Origin of the sequence: Streptomyces sp. NPDC093097, assembly GCF_044754325.1 — a bacterium.
Classification (GTDB): Bacteria; Actinomycetota; Actinomycetes; order Streptomycetales; family Streptomycetaceae; genus Streptomyces.
The window spans coordinates 93,944-120,648 of the sequence record NZ_JBIVOW010000026.1 but is presented as its reverse complement, the minus strand read 5'-3'; the positions used below and the strand labels follow the sequence as shown (position 1 = coordinate 120,648).

Here is a 26,705-nt window from a genome sequence, read left to right as displayed (position 1 = left end):
GGATCTGCCGGTATCCGTCTGAAGTACTACGCGGGGTGGCCGGGCCGGCACCCGGTGCTTCCCCCGGCGGCCGGTCCGGCGCCGCGCAGCAGCGCGAGCAACGCCCCGAAGGCGTCGGTGCCGGGTGTCAGCGCGGCGTAGTGGCCGGTGCCGGGCAGCTCGTGCAGCGCGGTGGCGGCCGGATGGGCGGCCGCGTAGCGGCGGGAGAGGTCCACGGGGACGTCGGGGTCGGCGGTGCCGTGCAGCAGCGTGACGGGGACGCCGGCGGGCGGATGGCGGACCGGGTCGGCGGCGGCCAGCCGGCCCGCGAAGCCGGGCCCGGGGCCGAGCAGCCCGGCGACCGCGCCGTCGCTCAGGCCCAGCTCGTGGGCGCGCGCCAGGTCCGCGACCGGAGCCACGGCGATGACGCGGGTGACCGGCGTGCCGGGGCGGGCGGCGGCGAGCAGCGCGAGGTGGCCGCCCGCGGAGTGCCCGACGAGCACGACCTCCCGGGGCGGGCCCCCGGGCTCCGCCCCGGCCCCGGCCGCGGCCGCGACGGCCGCCGGCACGTCCTGGAACGTCTGCGGCGCGCCGCCGCCCGCACCGACCCGGCGGTACTCGGCGAGCGCGACCGGCAGCCCGTGCCGGGCCAGCTCCGCCGCGCACGGCGAGAGATGGCGCCGGTCGTAGGCGGCCCGCCAGAACCCGCCGTGCAGCAGGACGACCAGGGGCCCGGCCCCCGGCCGGCGTCCGTACAGATCCACGACCTGGTCCGGGTGCGGGCCGTAGGGCACCGTGCGGTCCGGCGCCACCGGGGCGAGCCCCAGCAGCGCCGTCTCCTCGTCCGCCGCGCTCACCCGGCGCCGCCGCCCGACGGCGCGCCGTCGGACCCGGTGGCCTCCTGCTCCGGCCCGGCCGCCTCCGAACCCGGCTCCGCCTCCGCTTCCGGGCCCGGCTCCGCCGCGGCCCGTTCCCGCAGGACCTCGCCGAGCACCCACGCCGCCCGCTCCGCGTCCGCGAAGGTGGTGTAGAGCGGGGTGAAGCCGAAGCGCAGCACGTCCGGGTGGCGGAAGTCGCCGACCACCCCGCGCCGGATCAGCTCCGCCATCACCGCGCCGGCGACCGGCGTGCCGTGCTGCTCGTCCGCCGCGGCGGACGAGGGGGTGCAGGCCAGCGACACCTGGCTGCCCCGCCGCCGGTGCTCGTGCGGGGTGACCGAGCGGACCTGCCCGGGCGGCGCGTAAGCCGCCACGCACTCCAGGAAGAAGTCGGTCAGCGCCAGGCTCTTGGCGCGCACCTCCTGGATCGAGACGCCCTCCCACGCCTCCAGCGCCGCCTCCAGCGCCAGCATCGAGAGGATGTCGGGGGTGCCGACGCGGCCGCGCAGGATCCCGTCGGCCGGGGTGAAGCGGGGTGCCATCCCGAACGGGTCGGCGTGCGAGTTCCAGCCCGGCAGCGGCGACTCGAAGCGCTCCTGGAGGCTCTCGCGGAGGTAGAGGTAGGCGGGCGAACCCGGGCCGCCGTTGAGGTACTTGTACGTGCAGCCCACCGCGAGGTCGACTCCGCAGGCGTCCAGCTCGACCGGCAGCGCACCGGCGCTGTGGCACAGGTCCCAGACCGCCAGCGCGCCGGCGGTGTGCAGCGCGGCGGTGATCGAGGCCATGTCGTTGAGCTCGCCGGTGCGGTAGTCGACGTGGTTGACCAGCGCCAGCGCGGTCCGCTCGGTGACCTCGTCGGCGATCCGCGCGGGCTCGACCGGCCGCACCGCGAGGCCGGCCATCCGGGCCGCGGAGCGGGCGACATAGCCGTCGGTGGGGAAGGTCGTGGCGTCGACCAGGATCTCCGTGGTGCCCTTGCCGGCCATCCGGATCCCGCCGGTCACCGCCTTGAAGACGTTGACGCTGGTGGAGTCGCCGACCACCACCTGGCCCGGGGCGGCGCCGAGGAGCGGGGCGATCTTGTCGCCGATCCGCTCGGGCGCGGTCCACCAGCCGGCCTCGGTCCAGGAGCGGATGCGCAGCTCGCCCCACTCGTGGTGGATCACCTCGGCGATCCGGTCGGGCACCGACCGGGGCAGCGCGCCGAGCGAGTTGCCGTCGAGGTAGACGGTGTCGTCGAGGACGAACCGGTCGCGGGTGGTGGTGAGCGGCCCGGCCGCGTCCAGCTCCGCGGCGCGGTCCGCCAGCGTGCGCGCCCCGGCGCCCAACGGGCCGGGACTCTGCGGGGTTTCGCGGCTCTCAGACATGGCTTCGCGCCGTCCACAGCTCGGGGAAGACGTTCTTGCGGGCCCGCTTCTCCAGCCACGCGACTCCCGCGGACCCACCGGTACCCATTTTCGCTCCCATCGCGCGCCGGGTCGCCACCAGGTGATCGTTGCGCCAGCGCCAGACCAGCTCCGCGACGTCGGTCAAGAGCTCGGCCAGCCGCGGGAGTTCGGCGTCCTGCGGTCCGGCGAGGATCTCCGCCCAGACCTCCTCGACGGCCCCGTCCGGCTCGTGGCGCTCGGCCGGGTCGCGCCGCAGGACGGTCTCCGGGACGGGGTGGCCGCGGCGGGCCAGCAACCGCAGCACCTCGTCGTACAGGCTCGGTTCGTGCAGCGCCTTCTCCAGCGCGGCGTAGTCCTCCGGGGAACCGCGGTGCGGCACCAGCATCGACGCGGACTTCTCACCGAGCAGGAACTCCAGCCGCCGGTACATCGCGGACTGGAACCCGCTGCCCTCGCCGAGCGCGCCGCGGTAGGCGTTGAACTGCGCCGGCGTCAGCCGGGCCAGCGGCTTCCAGGCCGCGTTCAGCGCCTCCAGCTCCCAGGTGGAACGCCGCAGCGCCTCCGTCGCCGCCGGCAGGTCGTCCCGGCGCAGCGCCTCCGCCGCGGTCTGCCACTCGTGGACGATGACGGTGAACCACAGCTCCATCACCTGGGTGGTGACCAGGAAGACCATCTCGCCCGGATCGTCGGACTGGAGCTGCTGGAGGTGGGTGAGGACGCTCGCGCGGACGTAGTCCTCGTAGGGGGTGCTGGCGCGGGCGCCGATGCTCATATCGGGACCGAACGGCGGCTCCGCCTCGGTGACCGCGGGATCCGGCGCCGGGGCGCCGTACGCGGAGTGGGTGGGAGACGGCTGCGACATGAGGGACTCCTCAGGTGCGAACTACCGGGTAGCGGTCCGCTCCTTCCTCGTCGGCTCTGGAGCCCCGGTCCCCTCGGGCCGGGACGTCCCGGCCCACTGAAATCATCGGTGCTGCACCAGCGCCGCGCAAGGGCCGGCGACGCTCACATGACCGGCGCGGCTGCCCGCCCCGGGGGCCGGGACGGGCAGCCGCGGCAGCTCAGGAGAGCGTGTCGGCCGCGGTCGGCGAGGAGTCGCGGAGGAAGGTGGCGCAGCGCTCGTACTCCTCCTGCTCGCCGATCGCCTGGGCGGCGCGGGCGAGGGCGTGCAGCGCGCGGAGGAAGCCGCGGTTGGGCTCGTGCTCGAACGGCACCGGGCCGTGGCCCTTCCAGCCGGCCCGGCGCAGCGCGTCCAGGCCGCGGTGGTAGCCGGTGCGGGCGTAGGCGTAGGACTCGACGACCCGGCCGGCCTGGAAGGCGTCGTCGGCGAGCTGGGCCCAGACCAGGGAGGAGGCCGGGTGCTTCGCGGCGACGTCGGCGGGTGCGACGCCCGAGGCGAGCAGCGCGCGGGGCTCCGGGTCGTCGGGCAGGCGGGTCGGGGGCGGTCCCCCGAGCAGGTTCTCGTGAATCGGCATGGTCCCAGTCTGCCCGGTCGCTGCGCGGGGCTTGCCCCCACGTTGTCGGCTTTCCCGCCGTGGGCGTTTCTCGCGGCTGCGGGGGGGCGCTTCCCGCCGTGGGGGCTGCTGTGCGCCTGCGGCGCGGGGCCGCTGCGCGGGGCTCGGCGGCCGCGGTGCCGGGGTTGTGGGGCAGGGGTGTGCCGTACTGCCGCGCTTTACGTCCGGCACACCCCTGCCCCACAACCCCGGCACCTCCCGTCGGTGGGTGAGATTGCGGTGGGTGGGAGGTCGGGTGCGTGGGTTGGCGGCCGGTCAGGGTGGGGTGGTGCGTTCCGGGGGGCCTTGTTCGCCGGGGTCCAGGGGTGGGGCGGCCACGCCGCAGTGGTAGGTGCACTCGGCCTGGCAGGGCTCCTCGGTCGCCGGCTGGAGGACGTCGCGGCGGACGGTCAGCCAGGCGATCAGCGCGCCGATCAGCAGCACCAGCGCGCACAGCGGCATGGCGCGGCGGAAGGCGGCGGCGAAGGCGGGGGCCGAGCGGTAGGCCTCCGGGCCCATCCCGGCCAGCAGGGGCAGGGCGGCGACCGCCACCAGTCCGGCGGCCCGGGCCGCCGCGTTGTTGATGCCGCTGGCCAGGCCCGCCCGGTCGACGTCCACCGACGCCAGCACGGTGGCGGTCAGCGGGGCGACCAGCGTGACCATCCCGACGCCCAGCACCACCAGCGCCGGCAGCACATCGGTGACGTAGGAGGCGCCCGGTCCGACGCGGGTCATCAGCAGCATGCCGACCGCGCAGAGCACCGGGCCGACGGTGAGCGGGATCCGCGGCCCGATCCGCTGCCCCAGCTCACCGGAGCGGGCCGACAGCAGCAGCATCAGCACGGTGGTGGGCAGCAGCGCGGTGCCGGCCTGGAGGGCCGAGTAGCCCGCGACGACCTGGAGCTGGAGCACGGAGAGGAAGAAGAAACCGCCGAACGCGGCGTAGACGCACACCGTCACCGCGTTGACGGCGGTGAACTGGCGGATCGTGAAGATCTGCGGGGGCAGCATCGGATCGGGCCGCCGCCGTTCGACGCCGATGAAGACCGCGCCGAGCAGCAGCCCGGCCAGCGCGGGCACCAGCACACCGGGGGCCACGCCCCGGCCGGGTGCCTCGATCAGCGCGTAGGCGACGCCCGCCAGGGCCAGCGCGCCCAGGACCGCGCCCAGCACGTCGAAGCCGTGCGCCCTGGCCGCGCCCCGCTCCCGGGTCTCGGGGACGTGCCGCAGCGCGATCGGCACACAGACCGCCGCCAGCGGCACGTTCAGGAAGAACACCCAGCGCCACCCGGCGCCGTCCACCAGCCAGCCGCCCACGAACGGACCGACCGCCGCGGCCACCCCGCCCAGCCCGGACCAGGCACCGACCGCCCGGGCCCGGTCGTCGGGATGGAACACCGCCTGGATCAGGGCGAGCGAACCGGGGGTGAGCAGGGCCCCGCCGACGCCCTGGAGCGCGCGGGCCCCGACCAGCACCCCGGCGTTCGGCGCGAGCCCGCACAGCAGCGAGGCCGCCGCGAACCAGACGACGCCGATGACGAAGATCCGGCGCCGGCCGTACCGGTCGCCGAGCGAACCGCCCAGCAGGATCAGGGCGGAGAGGGTGAGCATGTAGGCGGTGACGGTCCACTGGAGGACCGCCAGGTCCGCGTCGAGATCCGCGCCGATCCTCGGCAGCGCGACATTGACGACCGTGCTGTCGAGCATCGCCATGCCCGAGCCGAGGACGGTCGTGGTCAGCACCCAGCGGCCCTGCGGCGAGGTCAGCCGGATCTGCCCCGGCGTGCTGCGCGGCTCGCTCCTCGCCGGCTCATCCATACGGTGAGCATGCCCCGATCCGCTGCGCTCCGCCCGTCCTTTGCTGCGGAAGGGCCCCGCAACCGGTGCGGTTGCGGGGCCCTTCGAGAAGCCGCGGGGCGGCCGGCGCCTACTTGAGCCTGGTGCCCGTGGAGCGCAGGTCGGCGCACGCCTTGGTGACGCGCTTGGCCATACCGGCCTCGGCCGCCTTGCCCCAGGTGCGCGGGTCGTAGGTCTTCTTGTTGCCGACCTCGCCGTCGACCTTCAGCACACCGTCGTAGTTGCGGAACATGTGGTCCGCGACGGGGCGGGTGAAGGCGTACTGGGTGTCGGTGTCGAGGTTCATCTTGACCACGCCGTTCTCCAGCGCGGTGGCGATCTCCTCCGCGGTGGAGCCGGAGCCGCCGTGGAAGACGAAGTCGAACGGCGCGCTCTTGCCGTACTTGGCGCCGACGCCCTGCTGGAGGTCCTTCAGCAGCTCGGGGCGGAGCACGACGTTGCCCGGCTTGTAGACGCCGTGGACGTTGCCGAAGGAGGCGGCGAGCAGGTAGCGGCCCTTCTCGCCCAGGCCCAGCGCCTCGGCGGTGCGCAGCGCGTCCTCGACCGTGGTGTAGAGCTCGTCGTTGATCTCGTGGGTGACGCCGTCCTCCTCGCCGCCGGTCGGGGTGATCTCGACCTCAAGGATGATCTTGGCAGCGGCGGCGCGGGGCAGCAGCTCCTGCGCGATGGCGAGGTTGTCGGCGAGGGTCTCGGCGGAGCCGTCCCACATGTGCGACTGGAACAGCGGGTTGCGGCCGGCCTTGACGCGCTCCTCGGAGATCGCGATCAGCGGGCGGACGTAGCCGTCGAGCTTGTCCTTGGGGCAGTGGTCGGTGTGCAGCGCGATGTTGACGCCGTACTTCTCGGCGACCACGTGCGCGAACTCGGCGAGCGCCACCGCACCGGTGACCATGTCCTTGCTGTACTGACCGCCCAGGAACTCCGCACCACCGGTGGAGATCTGGATGATGCCGTCGCTCTCGGCCTCGGCGAAACCGCGCAGCGCCGCGTGCAGCGTCTGCGAGGACGTCACGTTGATGGCCGGGTAGGCGAACTTGCCTGCCTTCGCCCGGTCCAGCATCTCGTTGTAGACCTCAGGGGTTGCGATGGGCATCTGTCCGCTCCTTGTATGTGCGGGGTGTGCGTTCTTGGCCCTGACCAGGGGGCGACGACTTCGCCGTGGCACATCTTCCCAGACTCACTGGATTGCTCCACATCGCCCGTACGGTGGCCTTCGGCGAGATCTGCGGTGTTTCACGGGAAACCGCACCCGGTGTTCCACGGGAGACCCTGTCCGCAATTCCCCGTGGAACACCGGGCTTTCGGCGAAGCCGCAGATCAACGAGAGCGGCCCGCTCGGGTCGTCAGCTCAGGTCGAGGTCGTCGAGCTGGTAGCCGGTGAGGTAGGGGACCCCGGCGTCGGCGATGGCCGAAGCCGCACCCCGGTCGACGATCGTCGCAACCGCAACCACCTCGGCGCCGGCCTCCCGCGCCGCCTCGACGGCGGTCAGCGGCGAACCGCCGGTGGTGGAGGTGTCCTCGACGACCAGGACCCGGCGGCCCTTGATGTCCGGGCCCTCGATGCGGCGCTGCATGCCGTGGGCCTTCTGCGCCTTGCGGACGACGAAGGCGTCCAGCCGGCGGCCGCGCGCGGCGGCGGCGTGCAGCATCGACGTCGCCACCGGGTCGGCGCCGAGCGTCAGCCCGCCGACCGCGTCGAAGTCGAGCTCGGCGGTCAGGTCGAGCATCAGCCGACCGACCAGCGGCGCCGCCTGGCTGTCGAGGGTGATCCGGCGCAGGTCGATGTAGTAGTCGGCTTCCTTGCCGGAGGAGAGCGTCACCTTGCCGTGCACCACGGCCTTGTCCTTGATCTGCTGCAGCAGCTCGCCGCGCACGTCGTCAGTCATGCGCACGAGCTTAGGACAGCGCCCTGGCCACTCCGTCCGCCGGCTACAGGGCGCGCCAGCTCCAGGTCGTCGAGACCTCCAGCGGGTCGATCGGGGTGACCAGGCGCGGGGTGGTGTTCAGGCCGTTCGGCGGGCCGGACTGCGGCTCCACGCAGACCGCCGCCTCCTGCTCGTCGTAGACCACGACCCATGCGGCGCGGCTGGACACCGTCAGCTCCAGCTGTCCCGGCCAGGTGAGCGTGACCTCGACGCCGCGCGGCATCCCGAAGCAGTCGTCCCAGGGCCCCGGCTTCGGCGTGATCCGGCGGCCGGCCGGGAGGTGGTCCGGCCCCCGCTCCTCCTGCCACTCGGGGGCGAAGTCGAGACGGACGTCCTCGCCCTTGCCGAGGTTCCGCAGGAACCACGGGTGCCAGCCGGCCTGCGCCGGGAAGGAGTCGCCGGTCGCCTCGACGCCCATGGTGAGCGTGAGCGAACCGCCGTCCTCGGCCAGCTCGACGACCTGGGTGACGGTCCCCGGATACGGCCAGGGGGCCGCGGGATCGGCCAGGTCGTAGGTGAAGGCGGCCCCGGTGTCGTCGACGCGCGCGGTGCGCCAGCGGAGGTCGCGGCCGGTGCCGTGGATGGCGTGCGGCGGGGAGTTGACCGGCATCTGGTGCAGCTCGCCGCCGTTGCGGAACCGGCCGTGGTCGATCCGGCCGCACCACGGGACCATCGGGAAGCAGCCGTACTTGTCGCCCTGCCGCAGCAGCTCCGTGCCGCCGATGCGGAGGCTGCCGATGCGGCAGCCGTTGTCGGGGTGAACGGTCAGTTCGGCCTCGCCGGCGGACAGCAGTACGCCGTCCGCGCCCCGGGCAGCGCTCTGCGTGGTGTTCTCGGTGCTCACGGAAGCGACCCTAGCGGGGTGCCCACTCACGGGCGGGGACCCGGGCAGGCGTGGCACCGCCCGCCACCGGCGGCCCGCCCCACCGGTGCCGGCGTCCGGCCCGGCGGGCCGACGGGTCACCGGCGGCGGCGCAGCACCCGTCCGACCACCACCGCCGACGCCAGCACCACCGCGGCGGCCGGCGCCGCCCAGCGCAGCGGTACCGAGCTCCCGCCGGCCTCCGGCGCGGGCACCGGTGCGTACCGGCCGCGCGGCGGGGCGTGGTCGACCTCCTCCGCACTGCGGCCGATCATCGTCCGGCGGGCGTGCGCGGCCTCGGCGGGCGCCGCCTCGTCCTCTTCTTCCGGGCCGCCGGGGGCGCCGGGCCCGTCCTCGTCGTCGGCGGCGAGGTCCTCCGCCGCCTCGGCAAGGGGCTCGTCGGGATCGGCCACCACGTCGACGTCGTCCTCGGCATCGCTGAGCGGATCGAGCGACGGGGGCGGCACCTCGGCGTCGAAGATGCTCTGCGGCACCGGACCGGGGGCCTCGGGCGCCTCCGCGACCGGCCGCTCCGCCAGATCCGCCGCGAGGTTCTCCGCGAAGCGGTCCAGCAGCCGGCGCCCGGCGGTCCTCGCGGCCTGGCCGTCGGCGGCGGCCAGCCGGCCCTCGCAGCGGACCGTGCCGGCGCACCGCAGCGTCGTCCCGGGGCCGGGCTCGGTGGCCGGGGCCGGCCGCACGGTCAGCGACAGCGCCACGGAACCGTCGCCGCGGGTCTCGGTGCCGGACACCTCGACGGTCACCGGGGCGGCCGCGTCGTCGGCCCCGCGGGAGCCGTCCCCCGACGCCGCTTCCGCGGCGGGCTCCGGGCCGCCGTCGACGGTCAGCGTGCCGCGGTAGGTGATGGTGGAGCCTGCGATCCGCAGCCGCAGCCGGCCCTCGGGGCGGTGCGGGGCGGCGTCGGCGTCGAGCTGGACGCCTGGGACACAGCGCGCCACCCGCTCCGGTTCGGTGAGCGCCTGCCGCACGGTCCGGACGGGGAACGGAACGTACACCTCATGCTCCATGGCATGGGAGCCTAATTCCTCCGCCCGCACGAGGGGAGCCCCAGGCCGGGACCGCGCCGCTCACTCCGCGTACCGCGGGCGCATCAGCGTCGACGGCGGCAGCCCGGGGATCCGCTCCCGGGCCGCCTGCTGCGCGTCGGCCCGCAGAGTCTGCGGCGGGACCGCGGTGGCCGGGGCGTCCGGGGCCGCCGCGAGCCGGGGCGGCCGGCGGGCGGCCAGGACGAATCCCCAGTACCGCCGCCCGTCCGGCGGCGCGACGGCCGCCGCCCGGTCGCCCGCACCGGGCCGGGCCGGCGGGAGGACCGGGGCGAGGGGGCGGTCCGCGCCGCCCGAGAACTCCGGCGGCCGGCCGGGGATCCGGTAGGGCAGGGTCTTCAGGCCCACCGAGCGCAGCGTCGCCTCCACCGTCCAGTACGCCCGCGGCCGGGCGAGCGGCGGTCCGGCGTGCACCACCAGCCGCCCGTCGGGGGCGAGCGTCCGCAGCGCCAGGCCGTAGAACTCCTGGGAGTAGAGCTTGGTGCTGGCGGTGATGCCGGGGTCGGGGAGGTCGGAGACGACCACGTCGTACCGCTCCGGCCGGCCGCCGCGCGAACCGGCCTGCCACCGCAGCCAGTTGAAGGCGTCGGCGGTGACCACCCGCACCCGGGGATCGTCGAACGCGTGCCGGTTGAGCGCGGACAGCCCCGGGTCGGTGCGCGCCAGCCGCACCACCTCCGGGTCGAGCTCGACGACCGTCACCGACCGGAGCGTGCGGTAGCGCAGCAGCTCGCGCAGGGCCAGCCCGTCGCCGCCGCCGAGGACCAGTGCCCGGCCGTGCCGGCCGCCGGCCATCGCCGGGCCCACCAGCGCCTGGTGGTAGTCGCGTTCGTTGTCCGAGCTGACCTTCAGCCGCCCGTCGAGGTAGAGCTCCAGCGGTCTGCCGGAACCTTTCCTCCCGCGGCCCGAGCCGGTTCCGCCGTCGTCCGCGGCGTCCGTGCCGCCGGTCAGCACCACCTCCTGGACGCCGGTCTGCTCGGCCACCCGGGCCGCCGCCCCGTACACCGCCCGGCGCGCGGCCTGTTCGAACGAGCCGGCCAGCGCCATCCCCGCGCCCAGCAGGGCGAGCGCCAGCACGTTGGCGGCGAGCAGCGCCCAGCGCGCGCGGGGCGTCAGATCGCGGCCGAAGAGCCACAGCACCAGCACCGCGCCGGCGAGGAGGTTGACCGCGCCGGTGACCAGCGCGCCCGTCAACTGCCCCAGTCCGGGCAGCAGGAGGAAGGGGAAGGCCAGCCCGCCGACCAGCGCGCCGACGTAGTCGGCGGCGAACAGGTCGGCCACCGCACCGCCGGCGTCCTGCCGGCGCACGCGCTGGATCAGCGTCATCAGCAGCGGTATCTCGGCCCCGATCAGCACGCCGATGGCGAGCGAGAAGCCGACCAGCGCGGTGCGGGACTGGTCCAGCCAGACGAAGCAGGCGTAGAGCGCCATCGCGGAGCCGCCGCCGACCAGCGCCAGCACCGTTTCGATCGCACCGAAGCCGACCGCGGCCCGGCAGCGCAACCGCTTGGCCAGCAGCGCCCCGACGCCCATCGCGAACACCATGAAGGAGAGCACGACCGACGCCTGGGTGACCGAGTCGCCGATCAAATAGCTTGCCAGGGCGACCAGTTCGAGCTCGTAGACCAGGCCGCAGGCCGCGCAGACGAAGACCACGGCGAGCACCAGCAGCCGGCCGAGCCCGGACGGCACCGGCAGGCACGCCGGCCGCAGGACCTCCGGCGGTCTGAGCGTGCCGACGACGAGGGGCTCTGACGGGTCGATCATGACATGAACGCTACGTGACGATTTGGTGGCACTACGTCACCCACAGGAGTGCAGTCTGCGTGCTGCGCACACCAGTTGAAGCACGCACAGAAGCGAGGCGCCATGGCCGGCGCTAGGCCGCGATCACCGTCCGCACCCCGACCCGGGTGCGGGTCGCCACCAGCCGCCCCTCCTGCGGATACGCATGCCAGGTGCGCCAGCGCACCTGGCCGTGCCGGCGCTGCGCCAGCATCGCGGTGAAGGCGTGCGGCGAGCCGGGGAAGGTGCCGGCGAGGCCGTAGGGATGCTCGGCGACCAGCGCCAGCAACTCCTGCGCCCGGCCGGCGAACGAGCCGCGCGAGAGCGTCTCGACATGCGCCGCGAACTCGTACTCCCAGTCACCCAGCCGCTTGGCCACGCCGAGCGGCAGCGGCGTGCTGCTGCCCGGCATACAGGCGACGGTCTCGGAACACGTGCCGTGCTCCTCTTCGAGCAGCACCTGGTGAGAGGCCCCGAGCAGCCTCAACTGCACCTGGGCGTCTTCGAGTTGGAGGTCCAGTACGGCCAGCGCCGGCAGGGGCTCCCTGCCCAGCGCCCAGGCCAGGTCGGATGCCCGGGTATCGGTGTAAGCCGTTTTGAGGGTCGTGAGCATGGGTCGGCTCCGCAAGCACGCAGGGGAATGGTGGGCCGGCCCGCCCAAGAAGGGGATCAGGGATGAGTGACTGCCTGCCGGCTCGTGCCCACGCGGGGTCCGAGAACTGGGGGATTCTCAAGGGAGAGGGAATCACGGATGCAGGCGCGCCCACAGCGTTTTTACCCATCTTCGCCCTGGTTTCCATCGCTAGGGGGCCATGCAGTTCACCTGTTCAACACCCCATCACACAAAGGACTTCGGGCCATTTCTCGCCACGCTCCGGGCACCGGCGCAGCACCGCGTGAGCCGGCCGCACGGGCGCCGGCGCGGGGCGCGGCGCGGCGGCCGGACCGGCCAGGGAAAAGGACGTGCCCACGGCCGCGGACGGATGCGTCCGCTGCCATGGGCACATGCGTGCGGGCGTCGAGGCAAGTACCTCAGCGGCCCCTGGCGTCGCGTTCAGGAGCCGCCGCCACAGCCTCCCCCGCCTCCGCAGCTGCTCCCACCGCCGCAGGAGGAACCCCCGCCGCAGGAGTGCCCGCCGTGATGGCCACCGCCCCCGCCGCACGAGGAGTGGTGGGTGTGGTGGTGCCCGCCGTCGCTCGTACCGGAGCCGGAGTCGCCGCCGGCCACCCACCAACTGCCCCCGCCACCGGCCGCACCGCCGCCTGCTCCCCGGTACCCGCCGGACGCACGGCGCTTCCTACGGGAGCCACCCCGCGCGGCCAGGGCCACCACCACCAGCACGACCACCACGATCGCGGCGAACACCACGAATCCCGTCATCCCTGCCTCACACCCCTTCCGTTCCCCCGAAGCGAGGCATCGCTCCGCCGGCGCTCCCGCGCCGCCGCGGCACCGTCCGCGCCGCCGGCCGCCGGTCCGGGCGGCCGTCGTCCCCCTTGGTCAGGGGGCTGATGCCCGGACCCCGGCGGCGCAAAGCACAGTTGAGGAACTCCAGAGGTTCGGCGGAGGATGGCGCCCATGGACCGACCGCTGCTCAACCGACGCCTCGCCGCCTTCGGCACCACGATCTTCGCCGAGATGTCGGCGCTCGCCCAACGCACCGGCTCCATCAACCTCGGCCAGGGCTTCCCCGACACCGACGGCCCGGAGGAAGTCCGGGAAGCGGCGGTGCGCGCCCTGCGCGACGGCCGCGGCAACCAGTACCCGCCGGGCCCCGGCATCCCCGAGCTGCGCACCGCCGTCGCCGCCCACCAGCAGCGCTTCTACGGGCACCGCGGCCTGTCCTACGACCCCGACACCGAGGTCCTGGTCACCGCCGGCGCCACCGAGGCCATCGCCGCCTCGCTCCTGGCGCTCCTCGAACCGGGCGACGAGGTCATCGCGCTGGAGCCGTACTACGACTCCTACGCCGCCTGCATCGCGATGGCCGGCGGCCACCGCGTCCCGGTGACCCTGCGCCCCTCGGCGGAGACCGGCCGGTACCACCTCGACCTCGACGAGCTCCGCGACGCCGTCACCGACCGCACCCGCCTGATCCTCCTCAACACCCCCCACAACCCCACCGGCACCGTCCTGTCCCACGACGAGCTCACCGCCATCGCCGAACTCGCCGTCGAGCGCGACCTGTTGGTCATCACCGACGAGGTCTACGAGCACCTGGTCTTCGAGGGCGAGCACCTGCCGCTCGCCTCGTTCCCCGGCATGCGCGAGCGCACCGTCACCATCGGCTCGGCCGGCAAGACCTTCTCCTTCACCGGCTGGAAGGTCGGCTGGGTCACCGCCTCCCCCGCGCTGGTCACCGCGGTCCGCTCGGCCAAGCAGTTCCTCACCTTCGTCTCGGCCGGCCCCTTCCAGTACGCCGTGGCCGAGGCGCTGGCCCTGCCCGACTCCTGCTTCACCGGGCTCCGCGCCGACCTGCGCGCCAAGCGCGACCTCCTCGCCACCGGCCTGGCCGACGCCGGCTTCCAGGTCTTCCGCCCGGCCGGCACGTACTTCATCACCACCGACGTCCGCCCGCTCGGCGAGGTGGACGGCTTCGCCTTCTGCCGCGCCCTCCCCGAGCGCGCCGGCGTCGTCGCCATCCCCAACGCCGTCTTCTACGACCACCAGGACCAGGGCGCGCCGTTCGTCCGCTTCGCCTTCTGCAAGAGCGTCGAGGTGCTCCAGGAAGCGGCGGACCGCCTCAAGCGGCTGTAGGCACCGGGCGCGGACGGGGACCGGGGCCCGGAACACGACGCGGGCCCCGGAGCCGACGGGGTCGGTTCCGGGGCCCGGGCAGCCGGGGCGGGGGTGCTCAGCCCTCGTCGTCGCCCGGCTTCTCGTCGGAGTCGCCTTCGATCTCGGTCTCCAGACCGAGCTGCTCGACGATCCACTTGTCGAATTCGATCGAGGCACGCACCCAGCTGACCGTGCTCGACACAAAGTGTTCGAGCGAGACGCCGGTGCCGACCAGCATCGATGCCTCACCGATCAGACGGACGCTGCCGTCGTCGTGGGTGTGGGTGTACACCTTGGGCCAGAGCGTCCGACGGTTCCAGTCGTCGATCGCCTCCAGCAGCTTCAGCTTCTCGTCGATGCCGTGGACGCGGTCGTAGAACGTACGGACCGAGAAGATCTCCTGCTCCGCCTCACCGCGGAACATGAAGTACGTGCGGAACTGCTCCCACGGGGCGGCGAGGTCACCCTCCTCGTCGACGACGTACTTCAGCTCCATCTGGTCGAGGAGCTGCTTGACCAGGTCCTGGTCGGGGACGACGGGCCCCTCAGGCCCCGACGGCTGCGGTTCGGGCTGGCCCCCGAAATTCGGAATCGAGGACGGGTCGATGCTCACCGTGGAATTCCCTTCGTATGGTCCTTGCCATCCTCCCCCATACGCTCCCGGTCCTGGCAACCCCAGGGCGGCGGACCGGCGCGTATGGGGGCGGCGCGGCTGGTCAGGCGGCGGTGCGCACCGCCTCGACCGACAGTCGCTCGCCGTCGCCGTCGACGTCCACCCTGACGGTGTCCCCGTCGAGCACGTCGCCGGCCAGGATGGCGCGCGCCAGCTGGTCGCCGATGGCGGTCTGGACCAGGCGGCGCAGCGGACGGGCGCCGTAGGAGAGGTCCGGGGCCGGGGCGCCCGTGACCGGCTCCTGGCCGAGCCAGGCGAGCCAGCTCAGCGCCCGGTCGGTGACGTCCAGGGTGAGCCGGCGGTCGCCCAGGCGGCGCTGGAGGTGGTCCAGCTGGATCCGGGCGATCCGCTGGAGCTGGTCCGTGCCCAGCGGGTGGAAGACGACCAGGTCGTCCAGGCGGTTGAGGAATTCGGGGCGGAAGGCGGACCGGACGGTCTCCAGCACCTTCTCCCGTTTCTGCTCCTCCTTCAGCAGCGGGTCCATCAGGAAGTTGGAACCGAGGTTGGAGGTGAGGATGAGGATGGTGTTGCGAAAGTCGACGGTGCGGCCCTGGCCGTCCGTGAGGCGCCCGTCGTCGAGCACCTGGAGCAGGATGTCGAAGACCTCGTGGTGCGCCTTCTCCACCTCGTCCAGCAGCACGACGCTGTACGGGCGGCGGCGGACCGCCTCGGTGAGCTGGCCGCCCTCCTCGTAGCCGACGTAGCCGGGGGGCGCGCCCACCAGCCGGGCCACGCTGTGCTTCTCGCTGTACTCCGACATGTCGATCCGGACCATCGCCCGCTCGTCGTCGAAGAGGAAGTCCGCCAGCGCCTTGGCCAGCTCGGTCTTGCCGACGCCGGTGGGGCCGAGGAAGAGGAACGAGCCGGTGGGCCGGTCCGGGTCGGCGATGCCGGCGCGGGTGCGGCGCACCGCGTCGGAGACCGCGCTGACCGCCTCGGTCTGGCCGATCAGCCGCTTGCCGAGCTCCTCCTCCATGCGGAGCAGCTTCTGGGTCTCGCCCTCCAGGAGGCGTCCGGCCGGAATGCCCGTCCAGGAGCCGACCACGTCCGCGATGTCGTCCGGGCCGACCTCCTCCTTGACCATCGACTCCTTGGCCGCCTCCTGCTCGGCCTCCGCCTGGGCGGCCTCCTCCAACTCCCGCTCCAGATTGGGGATCTCGCCGTAGAGCAGCTTGGAGGCGGTGTCGAAGTCGCCGTCGCGCTGGGCGCGCTCGGCCTGGCCGCGCAGGTCGTCGAGGCGCTCCTTGAGCTCGCCGACGCGGTTGAGGCTCTGCTTCTCCTTCTCCCAGCGGGCGGTCAGACCGCGCAGCTCCTCCTCCTTGTCGGCGAGGTCCTTGCGCAGCTTCTCCAGCCGCTGGACGGAGGCGGCGTCGGTCTCGTTGCGCAGCGCCAGCTCCTCCATCTTCAGCCGGTCCACGGAGCGCTGGAGCTCGTCGATCTCGACGGGGGAGGAGTCGATCTCCATCCGGAGCCGGGAGGCCGCCTCGTCGACCAGGTCGATGGCCTTGTCGGGCAGGAAGCGGGAGGTGATGTAGCGGTCGGAGAGGGTGGCCGCGGCGACCAGCGCGGAGTCGGCGATCTGGACCTTGTGGTGCGCCTCGTAGCGCCCCTTGAGCCCGCGCAGGATCGCCACGGTGTCCTCGACGGTCGGCTCGGCGACCAGCACCTGCTGGAAGCGCCGCTCCAGCGCCGGGTCCTTCTCGATCCGCTCGCGGTACTCGTCGAGCGTGGTCGCGCCGACCATCCGCAGCTCACCGCGGGCCAGCATCGGCTTGAGCATGTTGCCCGCGTCCATCGCCGAGTCGCCGCCGGCGCCCGCGCCGACGACGGTGTGCAGCTCGTCGATGAACGTGATGATCTGGCCCTCGCTGGCCTTGATCTCGGCCAGGACGGTCTTCAGCCGCTCCTCGAACTCGCCGCGGTACTTCGCGCCCGCGACCATCGCGCCCAGGTCGAGGGCGACCAGCCGCTTGTTGCGCAGCGACTCGGGGACGTCGCCCTTGACGATCCGCTGGGCCAGCCCCTCGACGACCGCGGTCTTGCCGACGCCCGGCTCGCCGATCAGCACCGGGTTGTTCTTCGTCCGGCGGGAGAGCACCTGCACCACCCGGCGGATCTCCTGGTCCCGGCCGATGACCGGGTCGAGCTTGCCCTCCCGGGCCGCCGCGGTGAAGTCCGTGCCGAACTTCTCCAGCGCCTTGTACGTGCCCTCCGGGTCCGCGTTGGTCACCCGCTGCGCGCCGCGGCCGGCCTCGAAGGCGGCGAGCAGCTTCTTGGCGGTGGCGCCCTGCGCCTCCAGCAGCTCACCGGTGCGGCCGCCCTTGGCGGCGGTGCCGATGAGCAGGTGCTCGGTGGAGATGTAGGCGTCGCCCAGGTCCTTGGCGCGCTGGGCGGCGTCCGCGATGACGGCGAGCAGCTCGCGGTCCGGCTGCGGCGGGGCCACGGTCGAGCCCTGGATGCTGGGCAGCCCGGCGAGCAGCCGCTCGGCACCGGATCGCAGCTGGGCGGCGTCCGCCTCGACGGCCGCCAGCAGATCCATGATGTTCTCGTTGTCCTGCCCGGCGAGCAGTGCGAGCAGGAGGTGCGCGGACGTCATGTCCGCGTGCCCGGCGGTGACCGCCCGCTCATTGGCGGCGCTCAGCGCCTCCCGGCTCTTGTTGGTCAGCTCGGCGTCCACGTCTGCCTGGTCCTCCTCGTGCGTCCGGCGCTCGGCGCGCTCTCCTTATCCAATCCTGCCTTGATTAACGTGCGATAAGTTGAGTCTACTCCACTCAAGGCACTCGCTCACGCTTGCGGGTGAAGATCCGACGATCGGCCTCTTCCGCCGGCCACGGCCCGTGACACTGGCCTTCGACCACAAGGAGGTGCAGCATGACGGCTATGGCACACGAGCCTTTGCCCACGCAGGACGACTCCCTCCTCGAGGGCTTTCTAGCCCTGGACACTCCGACCGGCTTCAGGGCCGAGCTCATCGAGGGGGAGATTGTTGTGACACCGCCGACGGACGGCGATCACGAGGACTACCTGGGCCTCATCATCGAGCAGGTGCTGTATGAGTCCGCGATCCGCATGCAGGTCTCGGGCTACAAGGGACTCGTCCTTCCCGGCGCAGGCGACCAACCTGCCGACCACACGATCCCCGACGCCACGTTCGCCCCACGCGAGCTGCGCCTCTTCCGGGGTGCGGAGCCGTGGATGCCCAGTGACGGCGTCGCCATGGTCGTCGAGGTGACGTCGAGCAAGCCCCGCAACGACCGCGTCGCCAAGCGCCACGCCTACGCCCGCGCAGCCATCCCGCTTTATCTCCTCGTCGACCGCGGCAAGTCCGCGGTCACGCTCTTCAGCGAACCGAAGGGCGACGACTACCTCACCATTCACACCGCCCTCTTCGGTGACCGCCTTCGCCTCCCCGCCCCCTTCTCCTTCGACCTGGAGACGGCCGACTTCGTGTGACCGGCCGGGGCCGCTCGCCGGCCCCCAACTACCCTGGCGCCCATGGCCCACGACCTGCGCGCACTGTCCCCCGAGTACCTCGCCTTCTGGGACGAGTACCTGATGTCGACCCTCACGACCCCGCGGGCGGACGGCACCCCGCACGTCGTCCCGGTGGGCGTCACCTTCGACGCCAGGCAGCGGATCGCGCGGGTCATCACCCGCAAGGACAGCACCAAGGTCAAGAACATCCTCGCCGCCGGCGCCGACGGGGCGCGGGTGGCGGTGTGCCAGGTGGACCGCGGCCGCTGGGCGACCCTGGAGGGCGTCGCGCGGGTGCGGACCGACGCGGAGACGGTCGCCGACGCCGTGCGCCGGTACGCCGAGCGGTACGGCCGCACCCCGCAGCCCAACCCCGACCGCGTGATGATCGAGATCGCGGTGACCAAGGCCCTCGGGCGGGCCTGAGCGCCCGGCCCGCAAGGCGCCCGCGCCACCCCACGCCTCCGCCATCCCGCGCGCCCGCGCGCCCGCGCACGACGACTTCGTATCGGCCGTATCCGCGTGCGCGTCGATGGCCGGGACGGGCACCGGGCACCCCGCCCCGGCCGGCAGGTCCGGACCTGGCCGAAACGGGACTCTCCCGCTCCGCCGACGGGCACCCACCTGGTACCTAGGAACGGCAGGAACGAACACCTCCGTGCATCCGCGAGCGGCAAACGGAACCGACCCGGACACGGCGACGGCAGCTGGAGGCCGCATGGCGTCGGCATCGCACACCACGACGACCGTTCCGCGCCGGTCGCACGGGAAACGGACAGCCCGGCTCCGGCCGCGCGCCGAGAACCGCCCCCGCTGCGGCGGCCAGTTGGCCGTGAATCAGGACGGCTGGAAGATCTGCCACGCCTGCGGATATGCCTCGCCACCCGGCGCCGCCCCTCCACCCCGGGCCCTTCGCGGGGGTATCGTCGCCCCCACAGTCGCCACGCCCCGGAGGGCACGATGAACTCGGTCCGAGTGACGGCGATCGCCTGCCTGATGCCGCTGTCCGAGCTGGACGAGGATCCGTTCCTGGTCGACGACCGCAGCCAGCACGCCATGTGCAAGCAGTGGGCGGCGGCCCGTGACTACCGCCTGACCTGCCAGCTCAGCCTGCACCAGCTGCGCGCCGACCACAGCGCGCTGTGGCACGACGTCGAGGCGGGTCTGGTCGACGTGTTCGTCGCGCCCAACCGCCGGACGCTGGAGAACGCCATCGACGGCGCCGAGGAGTTCACCGAGCGGTGCGCGGCCGCCGGCATCCGGCTGGAGACCACCGACCTGGACGAGCCGGTCTACACCCTGGCGATGAAGTCGCAGGTGCACCGGCGGCTGTCGATGCCCACCGCGGGCTACGACGGCCGCTGATCGCGGACGGTGGCGCGGGGAAGCCCGGCGCCAGGACGCACGAAGGGCCGGGGTGGTGTGGCCACCCCGGCCCTTCGTCGCGTCGGCTACGGCGTCACTCCGACGACCGCTTGGGCCGCCAGACCACCAGCGCGCTGGTCTGCTGCACGTCCTGATACGGCACCAGATCGCGGCGGTAGGAGGCGTGCACCGCCGCCTCCCGCTGCCGCATCGTGCTGGCCGCGCCCTCCAGGGCGCCCTGGAGCTCGGCGACCCGCTGCTGGAGGGCCGCGACCTGGTTCTCCAGCTCGATGATGCGCTTGATGCCGGCGAGGTTGATGCCCTCCTCCTGCGACAACTGCTGGACCGTACGCAGCAGTTCGATGTCGCGGGCGGAATACCGGCGGCCCCGCCCGGCCGTGCGGTCGGGCGAGACCAGGCCCAGGCGGTCGTACTGCCGCAGGGTCTGCGGGTGCAGGCCGGAGAGCTGGGCCGCGACGGAGATGACGTACACCGGCGACTCTTCGGTCAGTTCATACGGGTTACGACGCTGCCCGCCCCGGCTGTCCATCTCATGCTCCCTTCGCGGCCTGGAACAGCTCCGCCCGCGGGTCGGGGCCCGCGGTCGCCTCGCGATAGGACTCCAGCGCTTCCCTGGCCCGGTCGCCGAGGTCCTTGGGAACGACCACCTCTATGGTGACCAGCAGGTCACCGCGGGTGCCGTCCTTACGGGCCGCGCCCTTGCCGCGGGCCCGCATGGTGCGTCCGTTGGGCGTGCCGGCCGGCAGCTTGAGCGTGACCGGCGGGCCGCCCAGCGTCGGCACCTTGACCTCGCCGCCGAGCGCGGCCTCCGGGAAGGTGACCGGCACCGTGACGGTGAGGTTGTCGCCCTTGCGGCCGAAGACCGGGTGGGCATCCACATGGACGACCACGTAGAGGTCGCCGGCCGGGCCGCCGTGCTCGCCCGGTGCGCCCTTGCCGCGCAGCCGGATGCGCTGCCCGTCCGAGACGCCCGCGGGGATGCGGACCTGCATCGTGCGGGAGCTGGACGCCCGGCCGCTGCCCTTGCAGACCTCGCAGGCGTCCTGCGCGATCAGGCCGCGGCCCTTGCAGTCGGCGCACGGGTCGGTGAGCGAGAAGCCGCCGCCCGCGCCCCGGCTGACCTGGCCGGTACCGACGCAGGTCGGACAGACCCGCGGGGTGCCGTTCTTGTCGCCGGTGCCCGAACACGCCTTGCAGGGCGCCTGGCTGGACATCCGCAGCGGGACCGTGGCCCCGTCGACCGCCTCGGTGAAGCTGAGCGTCACCTCGGACTCGACGTCCTGGCCGCGGCGCGGCTGGGTGCGGGTGGTGGCGCCACCGCGGTTGAACAGACCGCCGAAGACGTCCCCGATCCCGCCGCCGAAACCACCGGAACCGCCGGCCCCGCCCCCGGCGCCCCCGAAGAGGTCGCCGAGGTCGAAGTTGAAGTTTCCGCCCCCGCCGGGGCCGGGGCGGAAACCTCCGTTGCCGAACAGCGCCCGGGCGTCGTCGTACTCCTTGCGGCGCTTGGCGTCGCCGAGCACGTCGTTGGCCTCGGAGATCTCCTTGAAGCGCTCCTCGGCCTTGGCGTCGCCCTTGTTGGCGTCCGGGTGGTACTCGCGGGCGAGCTTGCGGTACGCCTTCTTGATCTCCGCCTCGGTGGCGTCCTTGGGGACGCCGAGGACCTTGTAGAAGTCCTTCTCGACGAAGTCCTTGGTGCTCATCCTCGACGTCCCTCCTTCCGGGCGGCTCTCTCGTCGGCCCCTACGTCAGCCCTCGTCCGGGCCACCGCTCTCCTCGTCCGCAGCCTCGGCACCCTTGGCTCCCTTACCGCCCTTGGCGCCCTTGGCCTCCTCCTCCGAGGAGGACTTGGCGTTCTGCGCGCCCGGCTGCGGCTCGGCGACCGCGACCCGCGCGGGGCGGATCGTGCGCTCACCGATGCGATACCCGGGCTGCAGGACGGCGACGCACGTCGTCTCCGTGACGTCGGGCGCATAGGAGTGCATCAGCGCTTCGTGGATCGTCGGGTCGAAGGGCTCGCCCTCCTTGCCGAACTGCTGGAGGCCGAGCTTGGCCACCACGGTCTCCAGCGACTCGGCCACCGACTTGAAGCCGCCGACCAGTTCGCCGTGATCCCGGGCCCGCCCGACGTCGTCGAGCACCGGAAGGAGCTCGGAGAGCAGGTTGGCGGCCGCGATCTCCTTGACCGTCACACGGTCCCGCTCCACCCGGCGGCGGTAGTTCTGGTACTCCGCCTGGAGGCGCTGGAGGTCACCGGTGCGCTCGTTGAGTGCGGTGCGCACCTGGTCCAACTGGGCCTGGAGCGCAACGTCCTGGACGTCCCCGGCCGGGGCCGAGCCCGCCTTGTCGGCGGACTCGGCCTTCGCCGCGTCTTCGGGAGCGGCGTCGGAAGGGACGTCGGGCTTCTCCTCGAAGCCCGGGGTCTCCTCCGTCACGCCGCACCGTCCTTCTTGGGCTTCTCGTCGTCGACGATCTCGGCGTCCACGACGTCGTCCTCGGCCTTGGCCTTCTGGCCGCCGGCCTGGGCGCCCTCGCCGCCGGCCGCACCCTGGGCGGCCTGGGCGTCGGCGTACATGGCCTGGCCGAGCTTCTGGGAGACGGCCGCGACCTTCTCCGACGCGGTCTTGATCTCGGCCGTGTCCTCGCCCTTGAGCTTCTCCTTCAGCTCGCCGACGGCGGTCTCGACCTCGGCCTTGACCTCGGCGGGCACCTTGTCCTCGTTGTCCTTGAGGAACTTCTCGGTCTGGTAGACCAGCTGCTCGCCCTGGTTGCGGGCCTCGGCGGCCTCGCGGCGCTTGTGGTCCTCGTCCGCGTAGCGCTCGGCCTCCTCACGCATGCGGTCGACCTCGTCCTTCGGCAGCGAGGAGCCGCCGGTGACGGTCATCTTCTGCTCCTTGCCCGTGCCCAGGTCCTTGGCGGTCACGTGCATGATGCCGTTGGCGTCGATGTCGAAGGAGACCTCGATCTGCGGGACGCCACGGGGGGCCGGCGGCAGACCGGTCAGCTCGAACATCCCGAGCTTCTTGTTGTACGCCGCGATCTCGCGCTCGCCCTGGTAGACCTGGATCTGCACGGACGGCTGGTTGTCCTCGGCCGTGGTGAAGATCTCCGAGCGCTTGGTCGGGATCGTGGTGTTGCGCTCGATCAGCTTGGTCATGATGCCGCCCTTGGTCTCGATACCGAGGGACAGCGGGGTGACGTCCAGCAGCAGGACGTCCTTGACCTCGCCCTTGAGCACACCGGCCTGGAGGCTGGCGCCCATGGCGACGACCTCGTCCGGGTTGACGCCCTTGTTGGCGTCCTTGCCGCCGGTCAGCTCCTTGACGAGCTCGGCGACGGCGGGCATACGGGTCGAGCCGCCGACCAGGACCACGTGGTCGATCTCGGACAGCGCGATGCCGGCGTCCTTGATCACGTTGTGGAACGGGGTCTTGCAGCGGTCGAGGAGGTCCGCGGTCAGCTGCTGGAACTGCGAGCGGGTGAGCTTCTCGTCCAGGTGCAGCGGGCCCTCGGCGGAGGCGGTGATGTACGGCAGGTTGATCGTCGTCTCGCTGGACGACGACAGCTCGATCTTCGCCTTCTCCGCGGCCTCGCGCAGACGCTGGAGCGCCATCTTGTCCTTGGACAGGTCCACACCGTGGCCGCCCGCGAACTGCTTGACCAGGTAGTCGACGACGCGCTGGTCCCAGTCGTCACCACCGAGGTGGTTGTCACCGTTGGTGGCCTTGACCTCGACGACGCCGTCACCGATCTCCAGCAGCGACACGTCGAAGGTGCCACCGCCGAGGTCGAAGACGAGAATGGTCTGGTCTTCCTTGTCCAGGCCGTAGGCCAGGGCGGCGGCGGTGGGCTCGTTGACGATGCGCAGGACGTTGAGGCCCGCGATCTCACCGGCCTCCTTGGTGGCCTGGCGCTCGGAGTCGTTGAAGTACGCCGGGACGGTGATGACCGCGTCGGTGACCTTCTCGCCGAGGTAGGACTCCGCGTCCCGCTTCAGCTTCTGCAGGATGAACGCAGAGATCTGCTGCGGGTTGAAGCCCTTCTCGTCGACGTTGATCTTCCAGTCGGTGCCCATGTGACGCTTGACCGACCGGATCGTCCGATCGACGTTGGTCACCGCCTGGCGCTTGGCGACCTCACCGACCAGCACCTCGCCGTTCTTCGCGAAGGCGACGACGGACGGCGTGGTCCTGGCGCCCTCGGCGTTGGTGATGACGGTGGGCTCACCGCCTTCGAGAACACTGACGACGGAGTTAGTCGTGCCCAGGTCGATGCCGACCGCACGTGCCATTTCGATTCCTCCAGCTGACTTGAGTGGAACAGGCTCAAGGGTGCAGCACCGCGCCGAACCTGTCAACAGACCTGAGTCGGACCCACTCAACTTTTATATCGCCCTTATCCTCACCGGGTCGTCGGGAAGGACGCCGGCGCCGGGCCGCTGGTTGCCCGCGCGACACAGATCACCGGCCGGGCGGCTTCATGGGGCCCCGAATACTGGGTAACCTCAGCGCAGACCCGAAAAGTTACTGCTTAGTAGTTCCGCTCAGATCTCCGCGGCCCGGCCGTTTCGATCGCGCGGAGCGCCTTTCGATTCCCGCTCTCGCAGGTCCGAGGAGCCTCCCATGCAACTCGCCGCGATCATCGTGTCGCTGGTCCTAATCGCGGTCGGCGTCGCGTTGTTCGGCCGCGCCATCCTGCAGATCTTCCGCCAGGTCCGGCTCGGCCAGCCCGTGCCCGCCGGCACCCGCACCGACGAGCCCGTGCAGCGCACGGTCACCGTGGCCAAGGAGTTCCTCGGCCACACCCGGATGAACCGCTGGGGCGTCGTCGGCGTGGCGCACTGGTTCGTGGCGGTGGGCTTCTTCTCCCTGCTGCTGACGATCGTCAACGCCATCGGACAGCTCTTCAAGGCCGACTGGATCCTGCCGATCATCGGGGACTGGGCGCCGTACAACGTCTTCGTCGAGTTCCTCGGCACCATGACGACGCTCGGCATCCTGGCCCTGATCGTCATCCGGCAGCTCTCCAAGCCGGACAAGCCGGGCCGCAAGTCCCGGTTCGCCGGCTCCAACTTCGGCCAGGCGTACTTCGTCGAGGCCGTCATCCTCATCGTCGGCATCTGCATCTTCATGCTGCACGCCCTGGAGGGCGCCCAGCACCACGTGGACGGCTACGAGGCCTCGTTCTTCATCTCGTACCCGGTCGTCGCGGGGCTGAAGGGGCTGAGCGTCGCCACGCTCCAGAACCTCACCTACTTCTTCGCCGGCCTGAAGATCGCCACCTCGTTCATCTGGATGATCACGGTCGCCCTCAAGACCGACATGGGCGTGGCCTGGCACCGCTTCCTGGCCTTCCCCAACATCTGGTTCAAGCGCGAGGCGGACGGCGACGTGGCGCTGGGCGCGCTGCAGCCGATGACGTCGGCCGGCAAGCCGATCGACTTCGAGGACCCGGGCGAGGACGACCAGTTCGGCGTCTCTCAGATCGAGCACTTCTCGTGGAAGGGCCTGCTGGACTTCTCCACCTGCACCGAGTGCGGCCGCTGCCAGTCGCAGTGCCCGGCGTGGAACACCGGCAAGCCGCTCTCCCCGAAGCTGCTGATCATGTCGCTGCGCGACCACGCGCACGCCAAGGCCCCGTACCTGCTCGCCGGCGGCGGCAAGGACATGGAGGGCACCGAGAAGGCCACCGAGGAGCAGCTCAAGGACGTCCCGGCCGCCGCCCTCGCGGAGGCCGAGCGCCCGCTGATCGGCACCCTCGAAGAGAACGGCGTCATCGACCCCGACGTCCTGTGGTCCTGCACCACCTGCGGCGCCTGCGTCGAGCAGTGCCCGGTGGACATCGAGCACGTCGACCACATCGTCGACATGCGCCGCTACCAGGTCATGATCGAGTCCTCGTTCCCGTCCGAGGCGGGCACGATGCTCAAGAACCTGGAGAAGAAGGGCAACCCCTGGGGCCTGGCCAAGAAGCAGCGGCTGGCCTGGACCAAGGAGGTCGACTTCGAGGTCCCGGTCGTCGGCAAGGACATCGAGGACCTCACCGAGGTCGACTACCTCTACTGGGTCGGCTGCGCCGGCGCCCTGGAGGACCGCGCCAAGAAGACCACCAAGGCGTTCGCCGAGCTGCTGCACATCGCGGGCGTGAAGTTCGCGATCATGGGCGGCGACGAGGCGTGCACCGGTGACTCCGCCCGCCGCCTGGGCAACGAGTTCCTCTTCCAGCAGCTCGGCCAGCAGAACGTCGAGGCGCTCAACATGGCCTTCGGCGAGGACGGCGAGGACGAGTCCACGAAGAAGCCCAAGGCCTCCAAGAAGATCGTCGCCACCTGCCCGCACTGCCTCAACACGCTCGGCAACGAGTACCCGCAGCTCGGCGGCGACTACGAGGTCATCCACCACACCCAGCTGCTCCAGCACCTCGTCGACGAGGGCAAGCTGATCCCGGTCACCCCGGTCGAGGGCATCATCACCTACCACGACCCGTGCTACCTGGGCCGCCACAACAAGATCTACACGCCGCCGCGCGAGATCATCGGCAAGGTCCCGGGCCTGCGGAACGAGGAGATGCACCGCCACAAGGAGCGCGGCTTCTGCTGCGGCGCCGGCGGCGCCCGGATGTGGATGGAGGAGCGGATCGGCAAGCGCATCAACAACGAGCGCGTCGACGAGGCCCTCTCCCTCAACCCCGACATCGTCTCGACGGCCTGCCCGTTCTGCCTGGTCATGCTGACCGACTCGGTCAACGGCAAGAAGAACGAGGGCAAGGCCAAGGAGTCCATCCAGGTCGTCGACGTCGCCCAGCTGCTGCTGGACTCCGTCAAGACCCCGATGGACCCGCCGTCCGACGACGAACAGCCGGCGGGGGCCCCGGAGCCGGAACCGGTGAAGTAACCCTCGCGCCGCGCGGCGCTGGGCTGGGCTTGCGGCCCCTACGGCTTTCCCGCCGTGGGGGCCGCTGTTTTTGTGCCTGCGGTGCGGTTCCGCTGCGGTGCCGCTGCGCGGGGCGGGTCCGCTGCGGCGCGCGTCCGCTGCGCGGGGCTTGTCGGGTGCGGTGCCTGTCCGCTGCGCGGGGCTTGTCGGCCGCGGTGCCGGGTCTGTGGGGCGGGAGGGGTGGGGGGGGTAGCGAGAGCTAAGGTAGCCGCACACCCAGCCCCCCCACCCCC

General features: G+C 72.3%; 22 protein-coding genes. 5 read left to right on the top strand and 17 right to left on the bottom strand.

Going from position 1 to position 26,705, the window contains the following annotated elements:
• Positions 1–26 precede the first annotated feature (26 nt).
• The 11 genes from ACIQE0_RS33345 to ACIQE0_RS33295 form a co-directional block, all read right to left on the bottom strand.
• Positions 27–836 (bottom strand): alpha/beta hydrolase family protein, encoded by an 810-nt coding sequence (locus ACIQE0_RS33345; RefSeq protein ID WP_402338968.1) that lies wholly within the window; start codon positions 834–836, stop codon positions 27–29.
• Complete coding sequence (kynU, locus tag ACIQE0_RS33340) at positions 833–2,224, bottom strand: kynureninase (protein ID WP_366334836.1); 1,392 nt, start codon at positions 2,222–2,224, stop codon at positions 833–835. The genes ACIQE0_RS33345 and kynU overlap by 4 nt, the downstream gene beginning before the upstream one ends.
• Positions 2,217–3,107, bottom strand: a complete 891-nt coding sequence (locus ACIQE0_RS33335; protein ID WP_402338966.1) for a tryptophan 2,3-dioxygenase family protein — start codon at positions 3,105–3,107, stop codon at positions 2,217–2,219. The genes kynU and ACIQE0_RS33335 overlap by 8 nt, the downstream gene beginning before the upstream one ends.
• Positions 3,108–3,306: 199 nt before the next feature.
• Positions 3,307–3,720, bottom strand: coding sequence for a DUF3151 domain-containing protein (locus ACIQE0_RS33330; protein ID WP_366334840.1), 414 nt, complete (start codon positions 3,718–3,720; stop codon positions 3,307–3,309).
• Between the two features lie 294 nt (positions 3,721–4,014).
• On the bottom strand, positions 4,015–5,556 hold the full coding sequence (locus ACIQE0_RS33325) for an MFS transporter (RefSeq protein WP_402338964.1): 1,542 nt from the start codon (positions 5,554–5,556) through the stop codon (positions 4,015–4,017).
• Positions 5,557–5,665: 109 nt separating this feature from the next.
• A complete protein-coding gene (fbaA, locus tag ACIQE0_RS33320) occupies positions 5,666–6,688 on the bottom strand; it encodes a class II fructose-bisphosphate aldolase (RefSeq protein WP_366334858.1) in 1,023 nt (340 codons plus the stop codon).
• Positions 6,689–6,938: 250 nt separating this feature from the next.
• Positions 6,939–7,481 (bottom strand): orotate phosphoribosyltransferase, encoded by a 543-nt coding sequence (pyrE, locus tag ACIQE0_RS33315; protein WP_366334860.1) that lies wholly within the window; start codon positions 7,479–7,481, stop codon positions 6,939–6,941.
• A 43-nt stretch (positions 7,482–7,524) separates the two neighbouring features.
• Entirely contained in the window at positions 7,525–8,364 is an 840-nt protein-coding gene (locus ACIQE0_RS33310) for an aldose 1-epimerase (protein WP_366334862.1), read from the bottom strand.
• Positions 8,365–8,480: 116 nt separating this feature from the next.
• Positions 8,481–9,407, bottom strand: coding sequence for a carbon monoxide dehydrogenase subunit G (locus ACIQE0_RS33305; protein ID WP_402338961.1), 927 nt, complete (start codon positions 9,405–9,407; stop codon positions 8,481–8,483).
• A gap of 60 nt (positions 9,408–9,467) precedes the next feature.
• On the bottom strand, positions 9,468–11,210 hold the full coding sequence (locus ACIQE0_RS33300) for a polyamine aminopropyltransferase (RefSeq protein WP_402338959.1): 1,743 nt from the start codon (positions 11,208–11,210) through the stop codon (positions 9,468–9,470).
• 112 nt (positions 11,211–11,322) lie between these two features.
• Positions 11,323–11,841, bottom strand: coding sequence for a DUF2617 family protein (locus tag ACIQE0_RS33295; RefSeq protein WP_366334868.1), 519 nt, complete (start codon positions 11,839–11,841; stop codon positions 11,323–11,325).
• 966 nt (positions 11,842–12,807) lie between these two features.
• Between ACIQE0_RS33295 and ACIQE0_RS33290 the strand changes: the two genes are divergently transcribed.
• A complete protein-coding gene (locus ACIQE0_RS33290) occupies positions 12,808–13,986 on the top strand; it encodes a pyridoxal phosphate-dependent aminotransferase (protein WP_402338957.1) in 1,179 nt (392 codons plus the stop codon).
• Between the two features lie 97 nt (positions 13,987–14,083).
• Here the strand turns inward: ACIQE0_RS33290 and ACIQE0_RS33285 are convergent, their stop codons facing one another.
• Both ACIQE0_RS33285 and clpB read right to left on the bottom strand, forming a co-directional pair.
• Positions 14,084–14,620, bottom strand: coding sequence for a YbjN domain-containing protein (locus ACIQE0_RS33285; protein ID WP_366334874.1), 537 nt, complete (start codon positions 14,618–14,620; stop codon positions 14,084–14,086).
• Positions 14,621–14,723: 103 nt separating this feature from the next.
• Positions 14,724–17,357, bottom strand: coding sequence for an ATP-dependent chaperone ClpB (gene clpB / locus ACIQE0_RS33280; RefSeq protein WP_366334875.1), 2,634 nt, complete (start codon positions 17,355–17,357; stop codon positions 14,724–14,726).
• A 194-nt stretch (positions 17,358–17,551) separates the two neighbouring features.
• On the opposite strand from clpB, the gene ACIQE0_RS33275 reads away from it, so the two are divergent.
• From ACIQE0_RS33275 to ACIQE0_RS33265, 3 genes are all read left to right on the top strand, one after another.
• Complete coding sequence (locus tag ACIQE0_RS33275; RefSeq protein ID WP_402338955.1) at positions 17,552–18,133, top strand: Uma2 family endonuclease; 582 nt, start codon at positions 17,552–17,554, stop codon at positions 18,131–18,133.
• A 42-nt stretch (positions 18,134–18,175) separates the two neighbouring features.
• Complete coding sequence (locus ACIQE0_RS33270) at positions 18,176–18,580, top strand: pyridoxamine 5'-phosphate oxidase family protein (RefSeq protein WP_402338953.1); 405 nt, start codon at positions 18,176–18,178, stop codon at positions 18,578–18,580.
• 534 nt (positions 18,581–19,114) lie between these two features.
• Positions 19,115–19,519, top strand: a complete 405-nt coding sequence (locus ACIQE0_RS33265; protein ID WP_402338951.1) for a hypothetical protein — start codon at positions 19,115–19,117, stop codon at positions 19,517–19,519.
• 94 nt (positions 19,520–19,613) lie between these two features.
• Here the strand turns inward: ACIQE0_RS33265 and ACIQE0_RS33260 are convergent, their stop codons facing one another.
• The 4 genes from ACIQE0_RS33260 to dnaK are packed head-to-tail and all read right to left on the bottom strand — an operon-like array spanning position 19,614 to position 23,831.
• Entirely contained in the window at positions 19,614–20,069 is a 456-nt protein-coding gene (locus ACIQE0_RS33260; protein ID WP_274914840.1) for a heat shock protein transcriptional repressor HspR, read from the bottom strand.
• 1 nt (position 20,070) lies between these two features.
• Positions 20,071–21,243: a molecular chaperone DnaJ gene (gene dnaJ, locus ACIQE0_RS33255; RefSeq protein WP_366334883.1), complete on the bottom strand. Its 1,173-nt coding sequence runs from the start codon at positions 21,241–21,243 to the stop codon at positions 20,071–20,073.
• A 45-nt stretch (positions 21,244–21,288) separates the two neighbouring features.
• On the bottom strand, positions 21,289–21,975 hold the full coding sequence (grpE, locus tag ACIQE0_RS33250) for a nucleotide exchange factor GrpE (protein WP_366334885.1): 687 nt from the start codon (positions 21,973–21,975) through the stop codon (positions 21,289–21,291).
• Positions 21,972–23,831 (bottom strand): molecular chaperone DnaK, encoded by a 1,860-nt coding sequence (gene dnaK, locus ACIQE0_RS33245; protein WP_366334887.1) that lies wholly within the window; start codon positions 23,829–23,831, stop codon positions 21,972–21,974. Before dnaK ends, grpE begins: the two co-directional genes overlap by 4 nt.
• Positions 23,832–24,162: 331 nt before the next feature.
• On the opposite strand from dnaK, the gene ACIQE0_RS33240 reads away from it, so the two are divergent.
• Positions 24,163–26,433 (top strand): (Fe-S)-binding protein, encoded by a 2,271-nt coding sequence (locus ACIQE0_RS33240; protein WP_366334889.1) that lies wholly within the window; start codon positions 24,163–24,165, stop codon positions 26,431–26,433.
• Positions 26,434–26,705 lie beyond the last annotated feature (272 nt).